General features: G+C 40.8%; 11 protein-coding genes and 1 tRNA gene. 6 read left to right on the top strand and 6 right to left on the bottom strand.

Translation table 11 applies throughout. The features are described from left to right. The first annotated feature begins 58 nt into the window (after positions 1–58). Complete coding sequence (gene dndE / locus PR709_RS13970; protein ID WP_272570967.1) at positions 59–421, top strand: DNA sulfur modification protein DndE; 363 nt, start codon at positions 59–61, stop codon at positions 419–421. 151 nt (positions 422–572) lie between these two features. Here dndE and PR709_RS13975 read toward each other — a convergent pair whose 3' ends face one another. The 4 genes from PR709_RS13975 to PR709_RS13990 all read right to left on the bottom strand — a co-directional run bounded on the left by PR709_RS13975 (position 573) and on the right by PR709_RS13990 (position 5,054). Then, positions 573–2,111 (bottom strand): ABC transporter ATP-binding protein, encoded by a 1,539-nt coding sequence (locus PR709_RS13975; RefSeq protein WP_196735843.1) that lies wholly within the window; start codon positions 2,109–2,111, stop codon positions 573–575. Then, complete coding sequence (locus tag PR709_RS13980; RefSeq protein ID WP_272570949.1) at positions 2,111–3,202, bottom strand: DUF262 domain-containing protein; 1,092 nt, start codon at positions 3,200–3,202, stop codon at positions 2,111–2,113. Before PR709_RS13980 ends, PR709_RS13975 begins: the two co-directional genes overlap by 1 nt. 322 nt (positions 3,203–3,524) lie before the next feature. After that, positions 3,525–4,772 carry a tyrosine-type recombinase/integrase gene (locus tag PR709_RS13985; RefSeq protein WP_272570950.1) on the bottom strand — a complete coding sequence of 416 codons (1,248 nt, stop codon included), beginning with the start codon at positions 4,770–4,772 and terminating at the stop codon, positions 3,525–3,527. Between the two features lie 197 nt (positions 4,773–4,969). Next, positions 4,970–5,054 (bottom strand) — tRNA-Leu (locus PR709_RS13990). 464 nt (positions 5,055–5,518) lie between these two features. Between PR709_RS13990 and ampH the strand changes: the two genes are divergently transcribed. After that, on the top strand, positions 5,519–6,745 hold the full coding sequence (gene ampH, locus PR709_RS13995) for a D-alanyl-D-alanine-carboxypeptidase/endopeptidase AmpH (RefSeq protein ID WP_004915965.1): 1,227 nt from the start codon (positions 5,519–5,521) through the stop codon (positions 6,743–6,745). Between the two features lie 592 nt (positions 6,746–7,337). Then, positions 7,338–7,760 (top strand): hypothetical protein, encoded by a 423-nt coding sequence (locus tag PR709_RS14000; RefSeq protein WP_004915963.1) that lies wholly within the window; start codon positions 7,338–7,340, stop codon positions 7,758–7,760. Between the two features lie 79 nt (positions 7,761–7,839). Here PR709_RS14000 and lptG read toward each other — a convergent pair whose 3' ends face one another. Together lptG and lptF are read right to left on the bottom strand one after the other, a co-directional pair. Further along, positions 7,840–8,916 (bottom strand): LPS export ABC transporter permease LptG, encoded by a 1,077-nt coding sequence (lptG, locus tag PR709_RS14005; RefSeq protein WP_004915962.1) that lies wholly within the window; start codon positions 8,914–8,916, stop codon positions 7,840–7,842. Further along, positions 8,916–10,013, bottom strand: a complete 1,098-nt coding sequence (gene lptF, locus PR709_RS14010; RefSeq protein ID WP_004915961.1) for an LPS export ABC transporter permease LptF — start codon at positions 10,011–10,013, stop codon at positions 8,916–8,918. Before lptF ends, lptG begins: the two co-directional genes overlap by 1 nt. Before the next feature lie 278 nt (positions 10,014–10,291). On the opposite strand from lptF, the gene pepA reads away from it, so the two are divergent. From pepA to PR709_RS14025, 3 genes are all read left to right on the top strand, one after another. Continuing rightward, positions 10,292–11,803: a leucyl aminopeptidase gene (gene pepA / locus PR709_RS14015; protein ID WP_004915960.1), complete on the top strand. Its 1,512-nt coding sequence runs from the start codon at positions 10,292–10,294 to the stop codon at positions 11,801–11,803. 239 nt (positions 11,804–12,042) lie between these two features. Then, the gene (locus tag PR709_RS14020) at positions 12,043–12,492 is read left to right on the top strand and encodes a DNA polymerase III subunit chi (RefSeq protein WP_004915959.1); all 450 of its coding nucleotides are present in this window, start codon (positions 12,043–12,045) and stop codon (positions 12,490–12,492) included. A gap of 13 nt (positions 12,493–12,505) precedes the next feature. Beyond that, positions 12,506–15,400 carry a valine--tRNA ligase gene (locus PR709_RS14025; RefSeq protein WP_004915958.1) on the top strand — a complete coding sequence of 965 codons (2,895 nt, stop codon included), beginning with the start codon at positions 12,506–12,508 and terminating at the stop codon, positions 15,398–15,400. The last annotated feature ends 194 nt before the right edge of the window (positions 15,401–15,594 follow it).

Consider the following 15,594-nt stretch of genomic DNA (forward strand, 5'->3'; position numbering starts at 1 on the left):
GAGAAAATTCTACTTATTAATACACCGATTTTTCGGGGGGATTACCCTCTAATTATAGCTGTCTTATTTTAGGGGGAGTGGACAGCAGCTCAGCCGTCAAACAGAAGAACAGCTAAAAAAGCTAAAGGGGTACACCGGGATCACGCCCAATATAACCACACGCATAGCATTTTTCCGTTCAATAGAAAGTGAATTTCGGTATTCACCTGAACAAGATAATAAGAAACTAGATGGTTCTTTAACACTAGATAAAATTACATGGCTAGGTGAGACTCTTCAAGTTACGGAACTAGTACTAAAGATGCTTTACCCACAGCTAGAACAAAAAGAGATGGTTAAAGCATGGGCTGCCCATGTTGAAGATGGTATTGCATCATTACGAAATCATAAGAGTCTAAATAGTTTTTCATTCGCTCTTTAAATAATGACCATTACCAGTAATATTAATTATTATTTAGTCACCACCTGTTCCAGCAGGTGGTGACTAAATTATAAAACTAACATAACCAACTAACATTAGAAAAATTAAGTATGAATATAAAATCCTTAAATCCTCAGTATAATTTTATATCTTACTTAAAGCATAGCTCAAACCCATCAAAAAACATTTCCTTATTTTTAAAATTTTCAACACTTATATTTTCATCAGTTATATCTAAGTCATTACAAAGCTGAAGAGCATCTTCTGGTGTTAGCTTATTAACATTATTAACAAATGATAAAATAAATTTATTCATCAGTCGTGTATTGGCATCACGCCAGAAAGAAAATATACACTCAAAAAGAGATTCTTCTGATTTATTTAAACTTCTAGCTAAATTCATAAATCTATCATGATGATCAATTGTATTACAGATATCATACTGTTGATAAAAATCTTCAGGATCAACATTCAATTTATTAGATATAGACTGAATATTATCTTCTATTACTCTCCAAATTTCATCCTCTGGATTAAACTCATTCACTGATGGCAATGAAATAACAGGTATTATTTTACCAACTAACTTTTCTATTTTTTTTCTCATATCTGCGTCAAAAACCGCCAAAAAACCAAATTCTATTTTTTCATGAGGCTTGAAATTTTGAACAATTTTTTCTATGTTAGACTCACCATCAAAAAAACTCACAATATGATAATCATATAAAAAATCCGAATGGTCTTTATTTAAAATATTTTTTATGAATAAACATGAAAACTTATCTTCAGCAATAATGACACCTTTTTTTCTGGGCTTTATCCCTAATGCTGTAAAATACTTACGCTCATGCTTAGGCGCTACAACATCAATCCCATTTTGATTTATACATGATATAAGGCGAGTGTTTTTAATTCCTATTTTCTTTAAAACAGCCTCAGAATGACTAGATAATAGAATCCATATCCCACGCTTAACTGATGCATGAGCCAAATAATCCATTAAGTATTCTTGGCTATATACTGAAATACAGTTCTCAATTTCATCGATTAATAAAATAGAGTTTTTATCAATCCAATTTACATACCAAAATATATACATGCATAAATACTCTCCAGCCCCCATATCCAAACATGTATACTCTATTCCGTTTGGTAATTCCACTTTTATAAAGGGAAATGTATAATCAGGTTCTAATACCCCTTCCACTTCATAAAATTCAATTTTATTATACCTTTTCCCAATTATCCCTCCCAGCTCCTTAATATTTTTATCACATCCTAACACTCCATGAGGCTCAATACCTTCAATAAAATCTTCTATATTATTAGATGATTTCAAAAAGCCAATGATTTTATTACATTCTACTGATGGCTCAATAAAATTCACTATAGCATTATTTTTTTCATTATTATTTTTATCATATATAAGTAACTTCAAACTATCAATTGATAATCTAACTTTAACTTCCGAAGTTGGATTTACATGATAATAAATTAATTTTAAAATAGAACTCTTCCCAACACCATTTTTACCACAAATGGCAGATATACCACTATTAAGCTCAAGACAAAATTTATCTGAAACTCCTAATTGATTAGAATTTTCAATGGAAATTAACCTTAACTGAGAATCATAGTTAGACAAATTGAGTATTTGCCTCCATCCATCATTAATACTTGCCAGTCTCATTATTCAGGCTCCTTCCACGATTCTGATACACTCTCTATTAATGATTTAACATCACATTCACTCAGTAGACTGTTTTTAATTTTAATTAAAAAGTAATTATCCCTATCTGATAGTAAATTAGAAATCTGAATTCCAGACATGTAACAAGCATAGCTTTGAATAATGTCCCTTATGATTATAGAGCCAATTGACATAACTCTAGATGATGATCTTTCTATATAAATCATTAACAATTCTTTAAGGTTTTTTTCTGGTATATTAAAGAACTCAATAATATCAACCGGTATTTTTTGATTTATCTTTATGCAAGTTTTTGCAACTTCCAAATTAATAAATGCTTTATATATAAAGTCAAAATCCTCGTTAAGGTCTTTAATGCAACAAATAATATACATCCAATTTAAAGATGATGCCTTGGTTAGGTTTGCACTTATATCTTCCTCATTATTAAATAACTCTATTTTTGCTAACGTATCAATAGCATATTTTATTTTACTAGATATATCTTCATTAAATTTATTATTTAGCCTAAAACGCTCAGTTAATGTTGAATCACTAAGTTGATATCTTATACTTTCTTTTTCTAAGAGAAGACACACTCTAGACAATAAATCATTATAAGCCATTCTTGAGTTGCTAAATCCAAGTAAATTTTTATCTAATTTTCTTTCCTCCATATATATAACCATCGAAGATATATCATCTCTAACCTCACCAAAAATAGCATTTCTTGCTTCTGAAGAAGTTAATTTAACAGTTTGATTTAAACGATAGAATAGCTCATTTGGTTCACCTTGGTTGTACTGAGTTATCTCATTCACTACTATAATAAATCTTTCAAACTTAATCTTAACCTCTGGTGGTAAACTCTTATATTTTTTACCATTTAATAAATAAATATCCTCATCTTTAGGCTCAATAGTACCATCTATGGAAAATTGGTTTTCCATAAAATCTCTAATTGCAGTTAATCTTTGCTGCCCATCTAACACTTCTGACTTACCATGATCTAAAGACACTGTGTGTATAGGAGGGACATACCACTCTCTTAATATTGAGTCTATAAGTAATTTTTTTTCTTTAAACTCCAAACCTCTCCTCTTTGGAAATTAGGTCTTAAATCAAGATAACCTGTATCGATCTCTTCATAAATACTTTTTATCATAGAATTCATATTCTTAATCATCATAAATCCACCTAATTATTTGTTTTTTTTAAAATAACTACAATTAGCATAACGACCCTAATATTTACATTAATTTTACTAATGAATATTAGTATATCAACTGTTACTATAAATAGAAGACCGATATGTATGAGTATTAAAATTTTATATTCTGCCCTTACTAACTATCCAGTGGTTAACAATATAATTTATAAACATATTAAAATAATAATCACAGTCTAGCTATATCACTTCCCAAACCCAAACGCCCCCACATGCCCTACCCTATTCGCATCCAAATAATCCGCCCACCACTGCACCATCAGCCGCCTTTCCTCAATATGCTCTGCCTTATGAATATAAGCAGCTCTCACTGAGTTGCGTTCTTGATGGCTCATCTGCCTTTCTACTGCATCCTTCGACCATAGCCCTGACTCAATCAACGAACTACACGCCATCGTTCTGAAACCATGCCCACAAACTTCCGTCTTAGTGTCATAGCCCATCACACGTAATGCATTGTTCACCGTGTTTTCACTCATTGGTTTTCTAGGGTTATGATCACCGATAAAGAGCAACTCATGGTTACCGCTGAATTGATAGATCTGTTTTAAGATCTCAATGGCTTGTCGGCTTAAAGGGACTAAGTGAGTAGTGCGCATTTTTGATCCGCGATGGGAATGTTTAACCCCTTCTATCGCTTCACGTTCAGCGGGGATCGTCCACATGGCATTATCAAAATCGATTTCATCCCAACGAGCAAAGCGCAATTCACTGGAACGAATGAAGACTAACAAGGTAAGTTTAACTGCAAGTTTAGTTAACGGTCTTCCCTTATAATCATCGATGCGTTGTAAGAACTCAGGTAGGCGTTTAAGCTCTAAGGCTGCTCTATGGACTCGTTTGCCTGTGGCGACTGCGCCAGCCATATCCTGTGCTGGGTTATAGTCAATTAAACCACTTTGTACGGCGTAACGCATAATGCCAGTTACGCGCTGTTGTAAACGTGCCGCTACCTCAAGACGCCCAGACATCTCTACGGCTTTAATCGGTTCAAGGAGATCGCGAGTTTTTAGTTCGGCAATATTGCGTTTACCAATAGCAGCAAAAATATTGTCCTCAAGGCTTTTAAGTACTCGATGGCTATGGCCTTCTGACCACTTCTTATTGGTTGCATGCCAATCACGAGCAACCTTCTCGAATGTATTAAATTCCTTTTGTTGCTCTTCTTTCACTTCTTTGCGTTTTTCGCTGGGATCTATCCCGCTAGCAACAAGCTTTCTTGCTTCATCTCGTTTTTCGCGAGCATTCGCGAGGGAGACATCAGGGTACACGCCAAATGCTAGCATCTTTTCTTTACCGCCGAAGCGATAACGGAAGCGCCAATATTTAGAACCATTGGGGTGAACCAGAAGAAATAGTCCGTTACCATCTGTCAGCTTATACGCCTTATCTTCAGATTTTGCAGAACGAACCTTAGTATCGGAAAGTGCCATTTTAACTATCCTCGCAGCCGAATTGCGGGTACAAAACTTTATCGAATCGGCATATACCCGCAAATGTACCCACATCATTAACTTGATGTCGGTTGAGTTGAGTATACGTTGGTAGAGTTAAAATGCGAGAGGAACCTTGCAAACACTGGATTTTAGATACAAAAAAAGACGTCGGTTGACGTCTCTTGATGTTCTTATGGTGCCGAAGGCCGGACTCGAACCGGCACACCCGAAGGCGGTTGATTTTGAATCAACTGCGTCTACCAATTCCGCCACTCCGGCACGAAGTGATGTGTTTCTTGGAAAACGTGGCTATTATACTTGCCTTGTCTCGACTAGCAACATTTATCTTGATTATTCAGTTTGTTCGATTAAAAAAAAAGCATGTTGCTTAATATCTCCCTGATTGATATACCGTCCTGCTTTCTAAAATTGAATAACTACTCTCTCTATTAGCCATTTAATGCTTTTTGCTTAATGATCAGCCTAGACATATGTTACTTTAGTCAAATATTTGATTTAATCATTTGCTTCATCAAGGCTGCTGGCGACTTCATACGATTTTTGCTAGCGTATGCACATTGTTGAATTAGTAAAGGTATTTATACATGGGTTTTATAGGCTGGATAGCGACTGGCGTAGTTATTGGCATCCTAATAGGTGCATTAATGAAGGTCTTCGCTAAGAAAAAATAACCTTGGTCTGCTCGACCATCTGCAAAATTACCTATCGGCTGGCTCCTAAACATGAAGAGATCGTTTCTAAAAATTCTGTCAGTGTCTGCATTGTCTCTCGCATTAGCAGCTTGCTCAACGACGACAGAAAAACAACCTAAGTTTTTACAAGGCAATAATGACGCTGAGTCGAATGACTGGCGAGTGTTTGAAGGCGATAGAAGAACCTATGAGCGGGTTGCGAAGATTGTCGATCTGTATGCAAATCGCATTTTTAACGAAAGCGATGCTCGGGGCATGGCAATCATTGTTATTGATAATAACCAAACACTATCACGCTATTATGGGGAAACCGCCCCCGGAAATGGTAAAAAACCGGGCCCTCATTCGCTAGTTAGGATTGCCTCTATCACTAAGTTAATGACCAGTGAAATCTTAATTAAGCTGGAGCAGGATAAAAAATTACTGATAACGGATCCTCTACAACAATACAGTTATCATGGCGTCACTGTACCTGATAATAGTAGTGGTCACCCTATCCGTTTATACCATTTAGCAAGCCATACCAGCGGATTACCACGTGAGCAGCCGGGGGGGAAATGGGGTAGACCTGTTTTTATTTGGCCAACGCAGGATAATCGTTGGAACTGGCTAAAAAATGGTAAACTCGATGCGACACCGGGAACCGAAGCTGCTTACTCAAACCTTGCTTATGATCTGCTTGCTGATGCAATGGTTAAAGCATCGGGGCAGTCCTATCCACAGTTGTTCAGTCGTTATGTAACTTCTCCAGCCAAAATGACCGAAACAACCTATACGCCTAACGCCTCTCAATGCGCAAGGTTGATGGAAGGCACTAAGCCAAGCCCATGCCATAACACTTTAGCGGCGGCAGGAAGCGGTGGTGTCTATTCTACGCCTGCGGATATGCAAAAGTGGATGCAGCAATTTTTATCGACGGATAAAAACCTAAGAAAAGCCACAGCAGCACGTGAGCAAGGTATTTACTTCCCAAGAGAAAAATTACTTGATGTCAAAGGCATGGATGTTGCAGGTCATGCGGATGGTATTGGCCTTGGCTGGGTTTATATGAAGCCACAAAATGGTCGGCCGGGGATTTATCAGAAAACGGGTGGTGGAGGTGGGTTTAATAGCTATATGGCGATGATCCCACAACAAAATATCGGCGTTTTTGTGGTGATGACCCGCAAAGACAGCAGTAAGTTTAGTAAGTTAACCGTGGGGGTTAATGATATGGTGGCCGCTCTATCGGCTAACCATGCGTATGGAAAACATTGAAAGCGTACCGCCGACGCAATGAATGCACTGGCGAGTTATGCCCCAACCCTAAGACACTATTTTATTCAACTTGTTGCCCTTAAATTAGCAATAGGTTGATAAATAACTGCGTGTTGTCATTGCTAAACAGCAAGTTTTCTCAACTGTTACCGAGCGATTTTGGTCGGTAACGGTGCTTGCAGCGCTAAAAGAGCCAGATGTGCTTAACTTTTATCCTTTGTTATCGCCAACCATAATGTATTGAATGCACGGCGAGTGATACTAACTCTAAATGCCCTTAAATTAGCAATGGGTTGATAAATAACTGCGTGTTGTCATTGCTAAACAGCAAGTTTTCTCGACTGTTACCGAGCGATTTTGGTCGGTAACGGTGCTTACGCGATTAATTTTTATCCTTTGTGATCACGATAATAACCAGTAAGAGCCTATTTAATAGAGTGACAGCACGCATCACGGCACAAATCTTTTTATATTATATTGATGGCTTATTAATACTGTTCTTACTGTATAACTATCAATCATTGGTTTTTGCAAGCACCAAGACATATTCATCGCAATACTAGTGACATAAACAATTCAAGGAGAGAATTTTATGTCATCAATTATTATTAAAACGCATGGTGAGAAAGGGTTGCTGCAAATGCGAGATGGCACTTTTGCGAAAGTGACTAACGCCAATTGCCATGCGCTGCTAGCGGATAAAATTAAAGGCATAAAACAGAGCCCTTCGCTTATAAAACTATGCAGTTGTCATAGTGCTGAAGGGGGGCGATTCTCAAATGCACAAGTCATGGCCAATCAATTAAAACTCCCTGTAATGGGGTTTTATGGCATCACGCACGAGAATATCGTAAAAGCAGCTACTGGCAATAAAAAAGCACACCCTATTTTCCATCCTCAAGAAAATAAATTAAATGCCAAAATAAGTGAGCTAGGTAATCGATTTATTGGTAACTTACTCAAAATTAGAATTTTTATTACTCATCCAACTCTCCCTGAGCCTTTCAAGTATTGATTGGTTTAATACAAATAAATAAGCCACCGCATTACTCAATACGATGGCTTATTGGAATATTATCGATTTTAAAATTGGCTTACTTACGTTTCACCAGCAAGACAATACTGACCCCAAGGAATAGGACGCTTGGTAGTAACGCCGCAATAATAGGCGGTATCGAGTAGACCAAACTCCACTTACCAAACCCTTCATTTAGGACATAAAACAGGAAGCCACCAACAATCCCAGAGACGACACGTACCCCCATCGGTACAGTACGTAATGGACCGAAGATAAATGAAACGGCCATAAACATCATCACTGCTGCGGATAGAGGCGCTAAGATCTTTTTCCACATACTCAATTCATAGACTGCGGCTACCTGCCCACTCTCTTTTAAGTAAGCGATATATTGATAAAGCCCGCGAATCGAAAGGGAGTCTGCACTCAAGGAAACGATACCGAGTTTTTCGGGTGTCAGATTCGTTTTCCACTCATAAGTTAAGCGCTGGGAGCCCGTAATTTTTTTCTCACTACTTAAAATAGACTCATCGACTTGAGACAGCACCCACAATTGATTGTCTTTGTCATAAGCGCCGCTTGAAGCAAACATCACCGATGTTAACTTATGCTGCTCATTAAAGCGGTAGATAGACACTTCTTGAATCGATGTGGTATCAGAGACGCGTTGAATATGAATAAAATCAGGGCCATCTTTCGCCCACATCCCTTCATCGGTCACAACTAATGAGTTACCCACAATTTTTTCTGCGCGATAATTTCTCGCCCATTGATCTGCGCTTGGGGCAACCCATTCGCCAATCAACATCGCCACAATAACCAGAGGGATCGCTGTTTTCATCACGGACAGTGCAATTTGCAAGCGTGTAAAGCCAGAAGCTTGCATAACCACCAGCTCACTACGTGATGCTAAAGCACCTAGCCCTAGTAACGCTCCGAGCAGCGCCGCCATCGGAAAGAAAATATCGATATCTTTTGGGATCGTTAATAACGTAAATACCCCTGCGCCTAGGGTCGTATATTCACCATCACCAACTTTACGTAGTTGCTCGACAAATTTGATGATCCCTGAAAGGGACACCAACATAAACAAGGTCATTAAAATAGAGTTGAGGATGGTTCGTCCAATGTACCTGTCTAAAACACCAAACATCAGGCAGCCCCTCTATTAAATTTGACGCGTAAACGGCGCATTGGCACGGTATTCCATACGTTTAGGATAATCGCTAAAGCCAAATACCCTAAGTTAACTGCCCACATTGCATATTTCGGATCGACATCCCCTTTTTCTGCGCTATTACGCAATGTACTTTGTAATAGGAAGAAAATAAGATACAGCAACATGGCTGGCAGCATGCTCAATACCCGCCCTTGACGAGGATTCACTTCACTCAGCGGCACTACCATTAATGCCATCACCACCACCGAGAAGACAATCGTCAAGCGCCAATGGAATTCTGCATTGGAATCAAAGTCATTCGCCTTCCATAACTGAAGCATATTTTTTTGTTCGACTCTATCATTGCGGGCATCACTTGGTTTGTGATCAATAACCGCCTGATAATTTTTAAAGTCGGTGATGCGGAAATCACGTAATAATGCCGTTCCTTCGTAGCGAGTTCCTTCATCCAATACCACAATTTGTCGGCCATCGGCATCTTCTCGCATATAGCCACTATCGGCGACCACTACCGATGGGCGCTGTTCATTAGTGGCGCGCAATTGTGCTAAGAAGACATTTTTAAAGTCATTACCTTTGACGTCGCCAATATACAATACGATGTTTCTATCTTTGGTGGTTTTGAATTGCCCTTCCACCATGGCAGCTAGCCCAGGGTTAGCTTTAGCGTCTGCCAGCACCTGTTCTTGATATTGCGACGACCAAGGAAGCATCCACGCAATATTGCCTATTGCGACCAATGCGGTCAACGTTGCAAGCACCAGAGCGGCCTTAACCAGAACGCTTTTCCCGAGTCCGCATGCATGCATCACCGTAATTTCACTTTCGGTGTACAGTTTGCTGTATGTCATCAGTAGCCCAAGAAATAGGCTTAAAGGGAGGATCAATTGCGCCATTTCAGGCACGCCCAATCCCAGTAACGGTAATACTAAATCTGAAGGAATATTTCCCTGAACAGCAGCCCCGAGAATATCGATGGACTTCTGACTAAAAAAAATCAACATTAGCACAAAAAGGATAGCTAGCTGACTTTTCAGGGTCTCCCGTACCAAATATCTAATAATGATCACGCTTATACGCCTGTGAAAACTTGTCTTTTGGGTGGAAAATGGCTAAGTTCGTTCAATATCTACCATTTGTTAACATATACTCTGGCTCATTGTATGACTAGAATGATATAAAAGCATTCTCTATACTGATTACCCAATCAGAACATGCTTAATATTATTGAAATACCAGATATCTGCTCAGTTTAACATAAAGAGTTCATTCTCTATGAGGTAGATTATGCTGTAACGCTAATTTTAGCGGGAGCATGGGCCTTTGTCTTTAAGATTCAGGAGAACGCATGGAGTTTAGTGTAAAAAGTGGTAGCCCGGAAAAACAACGTAGCGCATGTATCGTTGTCGGAGTCTTTGAACCACGCCGTCTGTCCCCTATAGCTGAACAGCTGGACAAAATAAGTGACGGATATATCAGCGCCCTGCTGCGCCGCGGGGAACTTGAAGGTAAAGTAGGGCAATCCCTACTACTCCATCATGTACCAAATATCCTGTCTGAACGTATTCTACTCATCGGCTGTGGTAAAGAACGTGAGCTAGATGAGCGTCAATTCAAACAGATTATTCAGAAAACAATCAGCACATTGAATGAAACTGGTTCAATGGAAGCCGTCTGTTTTTTAACTGAGTTACACGTTAAAGGCCGTAATAATTATTGGAAAGTACGTCAAGCTGTTGAAACGGCAAAAGAGTCGCTCTACGTCTTTGATCAATTGAAAAGCAATAAAACGGAACATCGCCGTCCACTGCGTAAGTTGGTTTTCAATGTGCCAACACGCCGTGAATTAACGAGCGGTGAGCGTGCTATCGCCCATGGACTCGCCATTGCGTCCGGTGTTAAGGCCGCGAAAGATCTCAGCAACATGCCACCAAACATTTGTAATGCGGCATATTTAGCATCACAAGCACGTCAATTAGCTGACATTTCTGAAAATAGGCTGACAACACGTGTTATCGGTGAAGAGCAGATGAAAGAGCTAGGCATGAATGCTTACCTCGCTGTTGGTCAAGGCTCACAAAATGAATCGCTGATGTCTATCATGGAGTACAAAGGTAACCCTGATCCTGAAGCGAAACCTATTGTATTAGTCGGTAAAGGCCTCACATTTGACTCAGGTGGTATTTCTATCAAGCCAGCAGATAGCATGGATGAAATGAAATATGACATGTGCGGTGCTGCAACGGTTTACGGTGTGATGCGTTTTATCACCGAATTGCAATTGCCAATCAACGTGGTCGGTGTGCTGGCTGGCTGTGAAAATATGCCAGGAGGACGAGCCTATCGTCCAGGTGATATCCTCACCACGATGTCAGGGCAAACGGTTGAAGTACTTAATACTGACGCCGAAGGTCGTTTAGTGCTATGTGATACCCTCACCTATGTCGAGCGTTTTGAGCCGGAATTGGTTATCGATATCGCCACATTGACAGGGGCTTGTGTGATTGCGTTAGGTAGCCATTACACTGGCTTAATGTCAAACCACAACCCTCTGGCTCATGAGTTATTAAACGCTTCTGAGCAAGCGGGTGACCGTGCATGGCGCTTACCGTTAGCTGATGAATACTATGAGCAAATCAGCTCTAATTTTGCTGACTTAGCCAATACAGGTGGTCGTCCTGCGGGTGCAATTACTGCGGGCTGCTTCCTCGCTCGTTTTGCGACCAAATACAATTGGGCGCACTTGGATATTGCTGGTACAGCATGGCGTTCAGGTAAAGCAAAAGGCGCAACAGGCCGTCCTGTGTCATTGTTGTCACAGTTCTTACTGAACCGCGCTGGCCTGAACGGCGACGATTAGTCTTAATTGATGTCCTATAATGACGCGAGTTACAGACCATTGCGTTGTAACTCGCGTCATGGGTCTAGACGCTAAATAGCTCAAGGTGTAGCGAGTCAAATTGGCGTTGCAACTTGAACTATGACGAGTATATAGCACTCAAGAGTGCGATACGCTAAAATAGCCCCATCTTCATTTCAGGGTATTGCCTGTCGCAATACCCTTTTTGCATAACATTTTTCTATTCCACAAAGAAAGAGATGAAAAACGCCACCTTTTATTTGCTTGAACAACCATCGCCGCAAGTGGAGTTAGAAGCCCATGAATGGCTTGCTTGCGAACTTGCGGCGCAAATGTGGCGTGATGGTAAGCGTGTTTTAGTCGCGTGTGAAACCGCTGAGCAAGCAGAAAAACTGGATGAGTCACTTTGGCAAAGAGATCCTCATCAGTTCGTGCCTCATAACCTCGCTGGTGAAGGGCCTCGTTATGGCGCACCGATTGAAATTTGCTGGCCGGGGAAACGTGGAAATGCCCAACGCGATATTCTGATCAATCTTCAGAGCCAGTTTGCAGACTTTGCCACTGCATTCCATGAAGTGATAGACTTTGTGCCTATTGATGAAACTTTAAAACAGTTGGCGCGTGAACGGTATAAAATTTACCGCAGCGTCGGCTTCAATTTGACTATGGCGACGCCGCCAACTAACTGAATACGATATAAAAATGGATAAGAAACCAGATAATGCGATTGCCGAGCCTTCGCTCGATAAAACTTATAATCCCGCTGAGATAGAGCAAGCACGCTATGCTCATTGGGAAAAAAGCGGTTATTTCAAACCAAACGGGGATACTAGCAAAGAGAGTTTCTGTGTCGTTATTCCACCACCAAACGTCACAGGTAGCCTGCATATGGGGCATGCTTTCCAGCAAACGATTATGGATACCATGATCCGTTACCAACGCATGCAAGGTAAAAATACGCTGTGGCAAACAGGTACTGACCATGCTGGTATCGCAACCCAAATGGTTGTTGAACGTAAGATCGCGGCTGAAGAGAACAAAACTCGTCACGATTACGGCCGCGATGCGTTTATTGACAAAATTTGGCAATGGAAAGCAGAGTCTGGTGGCACCATTTCACAACAAATGCGCCGTTTAGGTGACTCTGTTGATTGGGAGCGCGAGCGCTTCACAATGGATGAAGGCCTATCAAAAGCCGTTAAAGAAGCCTTCGTTCGTCTTTATAAAGATAACTTAATTTATCGTGGTAAACGCCTCGTTAACTGGGATCCTAAACTCCACACTGCGATTTCTGATTTGGAAGTCGAAAACCGTGAAATCAAAGGCTCCATGTGGCATTTACGCTATCCACTTGCAGATGGTGCAAAAACAGCCGAAGGTAAAGATTATCTGGTTGTCGCAACCACACGCCCAGAAACTATGCTGGGTGATACTGGTGTGGCGGTTAACCCAGAAGATCCCCGTTATAAAGATTTAATTGGTAAAGAAATTATTCTTCCAATCGTCAATCGCCGTATTCCAATTGTCGGTGACGAACACGCCGACATGGAAAAAGGCACTGGCTGCGTGAAAATTACCCCTGCTCATGACTTTAATGACTATGAAGTCGGTAAACGTCATCAGCTCATTATGATCAACATGATGGATTTAGATGGTAATGTCCGTAGTGAAGCAGAAGTCTTTGATACTCACGGTAACCCATCAACCGCATATAGCAGTGAAATCCCAGAAGCTTACCGTGGTATGGAGCGTTTTGCCGCACGTAAAGCGATTGTCGCGGAATTTGAGCAGTTAGGTTTATTAGTTGAAGTTAAGCCGCATGACTTAACAGTGCCTTATGGTGACCGCGGTGGCGTCGTTATCGAGCCAATGCTAACTGACCAATGGTATGTTCGTACTAAGCCGCTAGCAGAAGATGCCATTAAAGCGGTTGAAGATGGTCGTATTCAATTCGTACCTCGCCAATACGAAAATATGTATTACTCTTGGATGCGTGATATCCAAGATTGGTGTATCTCTCGCCAATTGTGGTGGGGTCATCGTATTCCTGCATGGTATGACGACAAAGGTAATGTCTATGTGGGTCGCGATGAAGATGAAGTTCGTCGTGAAAACAACTTGGGGGCAGAGATTGCACTGCGCCAAGACGAAGACGTATTGGATACTTGGTTCTCTTCCGGTTTATGGACCTTCTCAACATTAGGCTGGCCTGAAAATACCGAAGCACTGAAAACGTTCCATCCTACCGATGTGTTGGTCAGTGGTTTCGACATTATTTTCTTCTGGATAGCCCGCATGATCATGATGACCATGCACTTCATTAAAGATGAGAACGGCGTACCGCAAGTACCGTTCAAAACCGTTTATATGACGGGTTTGATCCGTGATGAAGAAGGCCAAAAAATGTCTAAATCCAAAGGGAACGTTATCGACCCTCTGGACATGATCGACGGTATTTCGTTAGAAGATCTGCTTGAGAAACGTACTGGCAATATGATGCAGCCACAATTGGCTGAAAAAATTGCCAAGCGTACTCGCAAAGAGTATCCAAACGGTATTGAAGCACATGGTACTGACGCACTACGCTTTACCTTAGCGGCGCTTGCCTCAACAGGCCGAGATATCAACTGGGATATGAAACGTCTGTCTGGCTACCGCAACTTCTGTAATAAATTATGGAACGCAAGCCGCTTTGTCCTAATGAACACAGAAAATCAAGACTGTGGTCAGAACGGTGGTGAAATGAGCTTCTCTTTGGCTGATCGCTGGATCATGGCTCAGTTCAACCAAACCATCAAAGCGTACCGTGAAGCCCTCGATACCCATCGTTATGATATTGCCGCGGGTATTTTGTATGATTTCACTTGGAACGAATTCTGTGACTGGTACTTGGAGCTATCAAAACCTGCTGTTCACAAAGGTAATGAAGCGCAAGCTCGTGCAGCACGTTTCACGCTGATCGAAGTATTAGAAGCGCTATTACGTTTAGCACACCCTATTATTCCATTTATCACGGAAACTATCTGGCAACGTGTGAAAGTCGTCAAAGGGATTGATGCAGATACCATCATGCTACAACCATTCCCTGAATTTGATGCAGCTAAAGTGGACGAGCAAGCACTGAGTGATTTGGAATGGATCAAAGAAGCTATCATTGCTGTCCGTAATATTCGTGCCGAAATGAATATTTCGCCGGGTAAACCACTAGATGTATTACTGCGTGGTGCTTCTGAAGATGCGAAACGTCGCGTTGCAGAAAACCAAAACTTTATTAAATCCATGGCACGCCTTGCAAGTATCACGGTACTGGCAGACGGTGAAGAAGCGCCAGTTTCTGTGACAAAACTGGTTAGCGGTACTGAGCTATTGATCCCAATGGCAGGCCTGATTGATAAAGATGCCGAGTTAGCGCGTTTGGATAAAGAGTTAGAGAAAGTACTCAAAGAGATTGAGTCTATCGAAAGCAAACTCGCTAATGAAGGTTTTGTCAGCCGTGCACCTGCTGCCGTTGTTGAGAAAGAGCGCGAGCGCCTAGCGGCTAACATTGAAGCTAAAGGTAAGTTAGAAGCACAAAAAGTGACCATTGCGTCGCTATAATCTGCCTCTTTCACATTGACTTAAAACCCTTATTGGTTCGCCAATAGGGGTTTTTTATTAGAACATCTATCTAAATAAGTAAATCAATCCCGAACCCTATACCCACGTTAATTAATCGATTATTATGATACGACTGCGTTCGCAGATCTCAGATTGAAGTTCCCTTCTGGTTCTCTCTCACTGAGTAGTACAAA

It is taken from the genome of Providencia sp. PROV267, from assembly GCF_028477825.1.
Taxonomy (GTDB): domain Bacteria; phylum Pseudomonadota; class Gammaproteobacteria; order Enterobacterales; family Enterobacteriaceae; genus Providencia; species Providencia stuartii.

What these genes read in the sequence shown, in the direction of transcription:
- pepA (WP_004915960.1), top strand. Translation starts at nt 10,292, where the DNA reads ATGGAGTTTAGTGTAAAAAGTGGTAGCCCGGAAAAACAACGTAGCGCA.
- PR709_RS14025 (WP_004915958.1), top strand. Translation starts at nt 12,506, where the DNA reads ATGGATAAGAAACCAGATAATGCGATTGCCGAGCCTTCGCTCGATAAA.
- PR709_RS13985 (WP_272570950.1), bottom strand. Translation starts at nt 4,772, where the DNA reads ATGGCACTTTCCGATACTAAGGTTCGTTCTGCAAAATCTGAAGATAAG.
- PR709_RS14000 (WP_004915963.1), top strand. Translation starts at nt 7,338, where the DNA reads ATGTCATCAATTATTATTAAAACGCATGGTGAGAAAGGGTTGCTGCAA.
- ampH (WP_004915965.1), top strand. Translation starts at nt 5,519, where the DNA reads ATGAAGAGATCGTTTCTAAAAATTCTGTCAGTGTCTGCATTGTCTCTC.
- PR709_RS13975 (WP_196735843.1), bottom strand. Translation starts at nt 2,111, where the DNA reads ATGAGACTGGCAAGTATTAATGATGGATGGAGGCAAATACTCAATTTG.
- PR709_RS14020 (WP_004915959.1), top strand. Translation starts at nt 12,043, where the DNA reads ATGAAAAACGCCACCTTTTATTTGCTTGAACAACCATCGCCGCAAGTG.
- lptG (WP_004915962.1), bottom strand. Translation starts at nt 8,916, where the DNA reads ATGTTTGGTGTTTTAGACAGGTACATTGGACGAACCATCCTCAACTCT.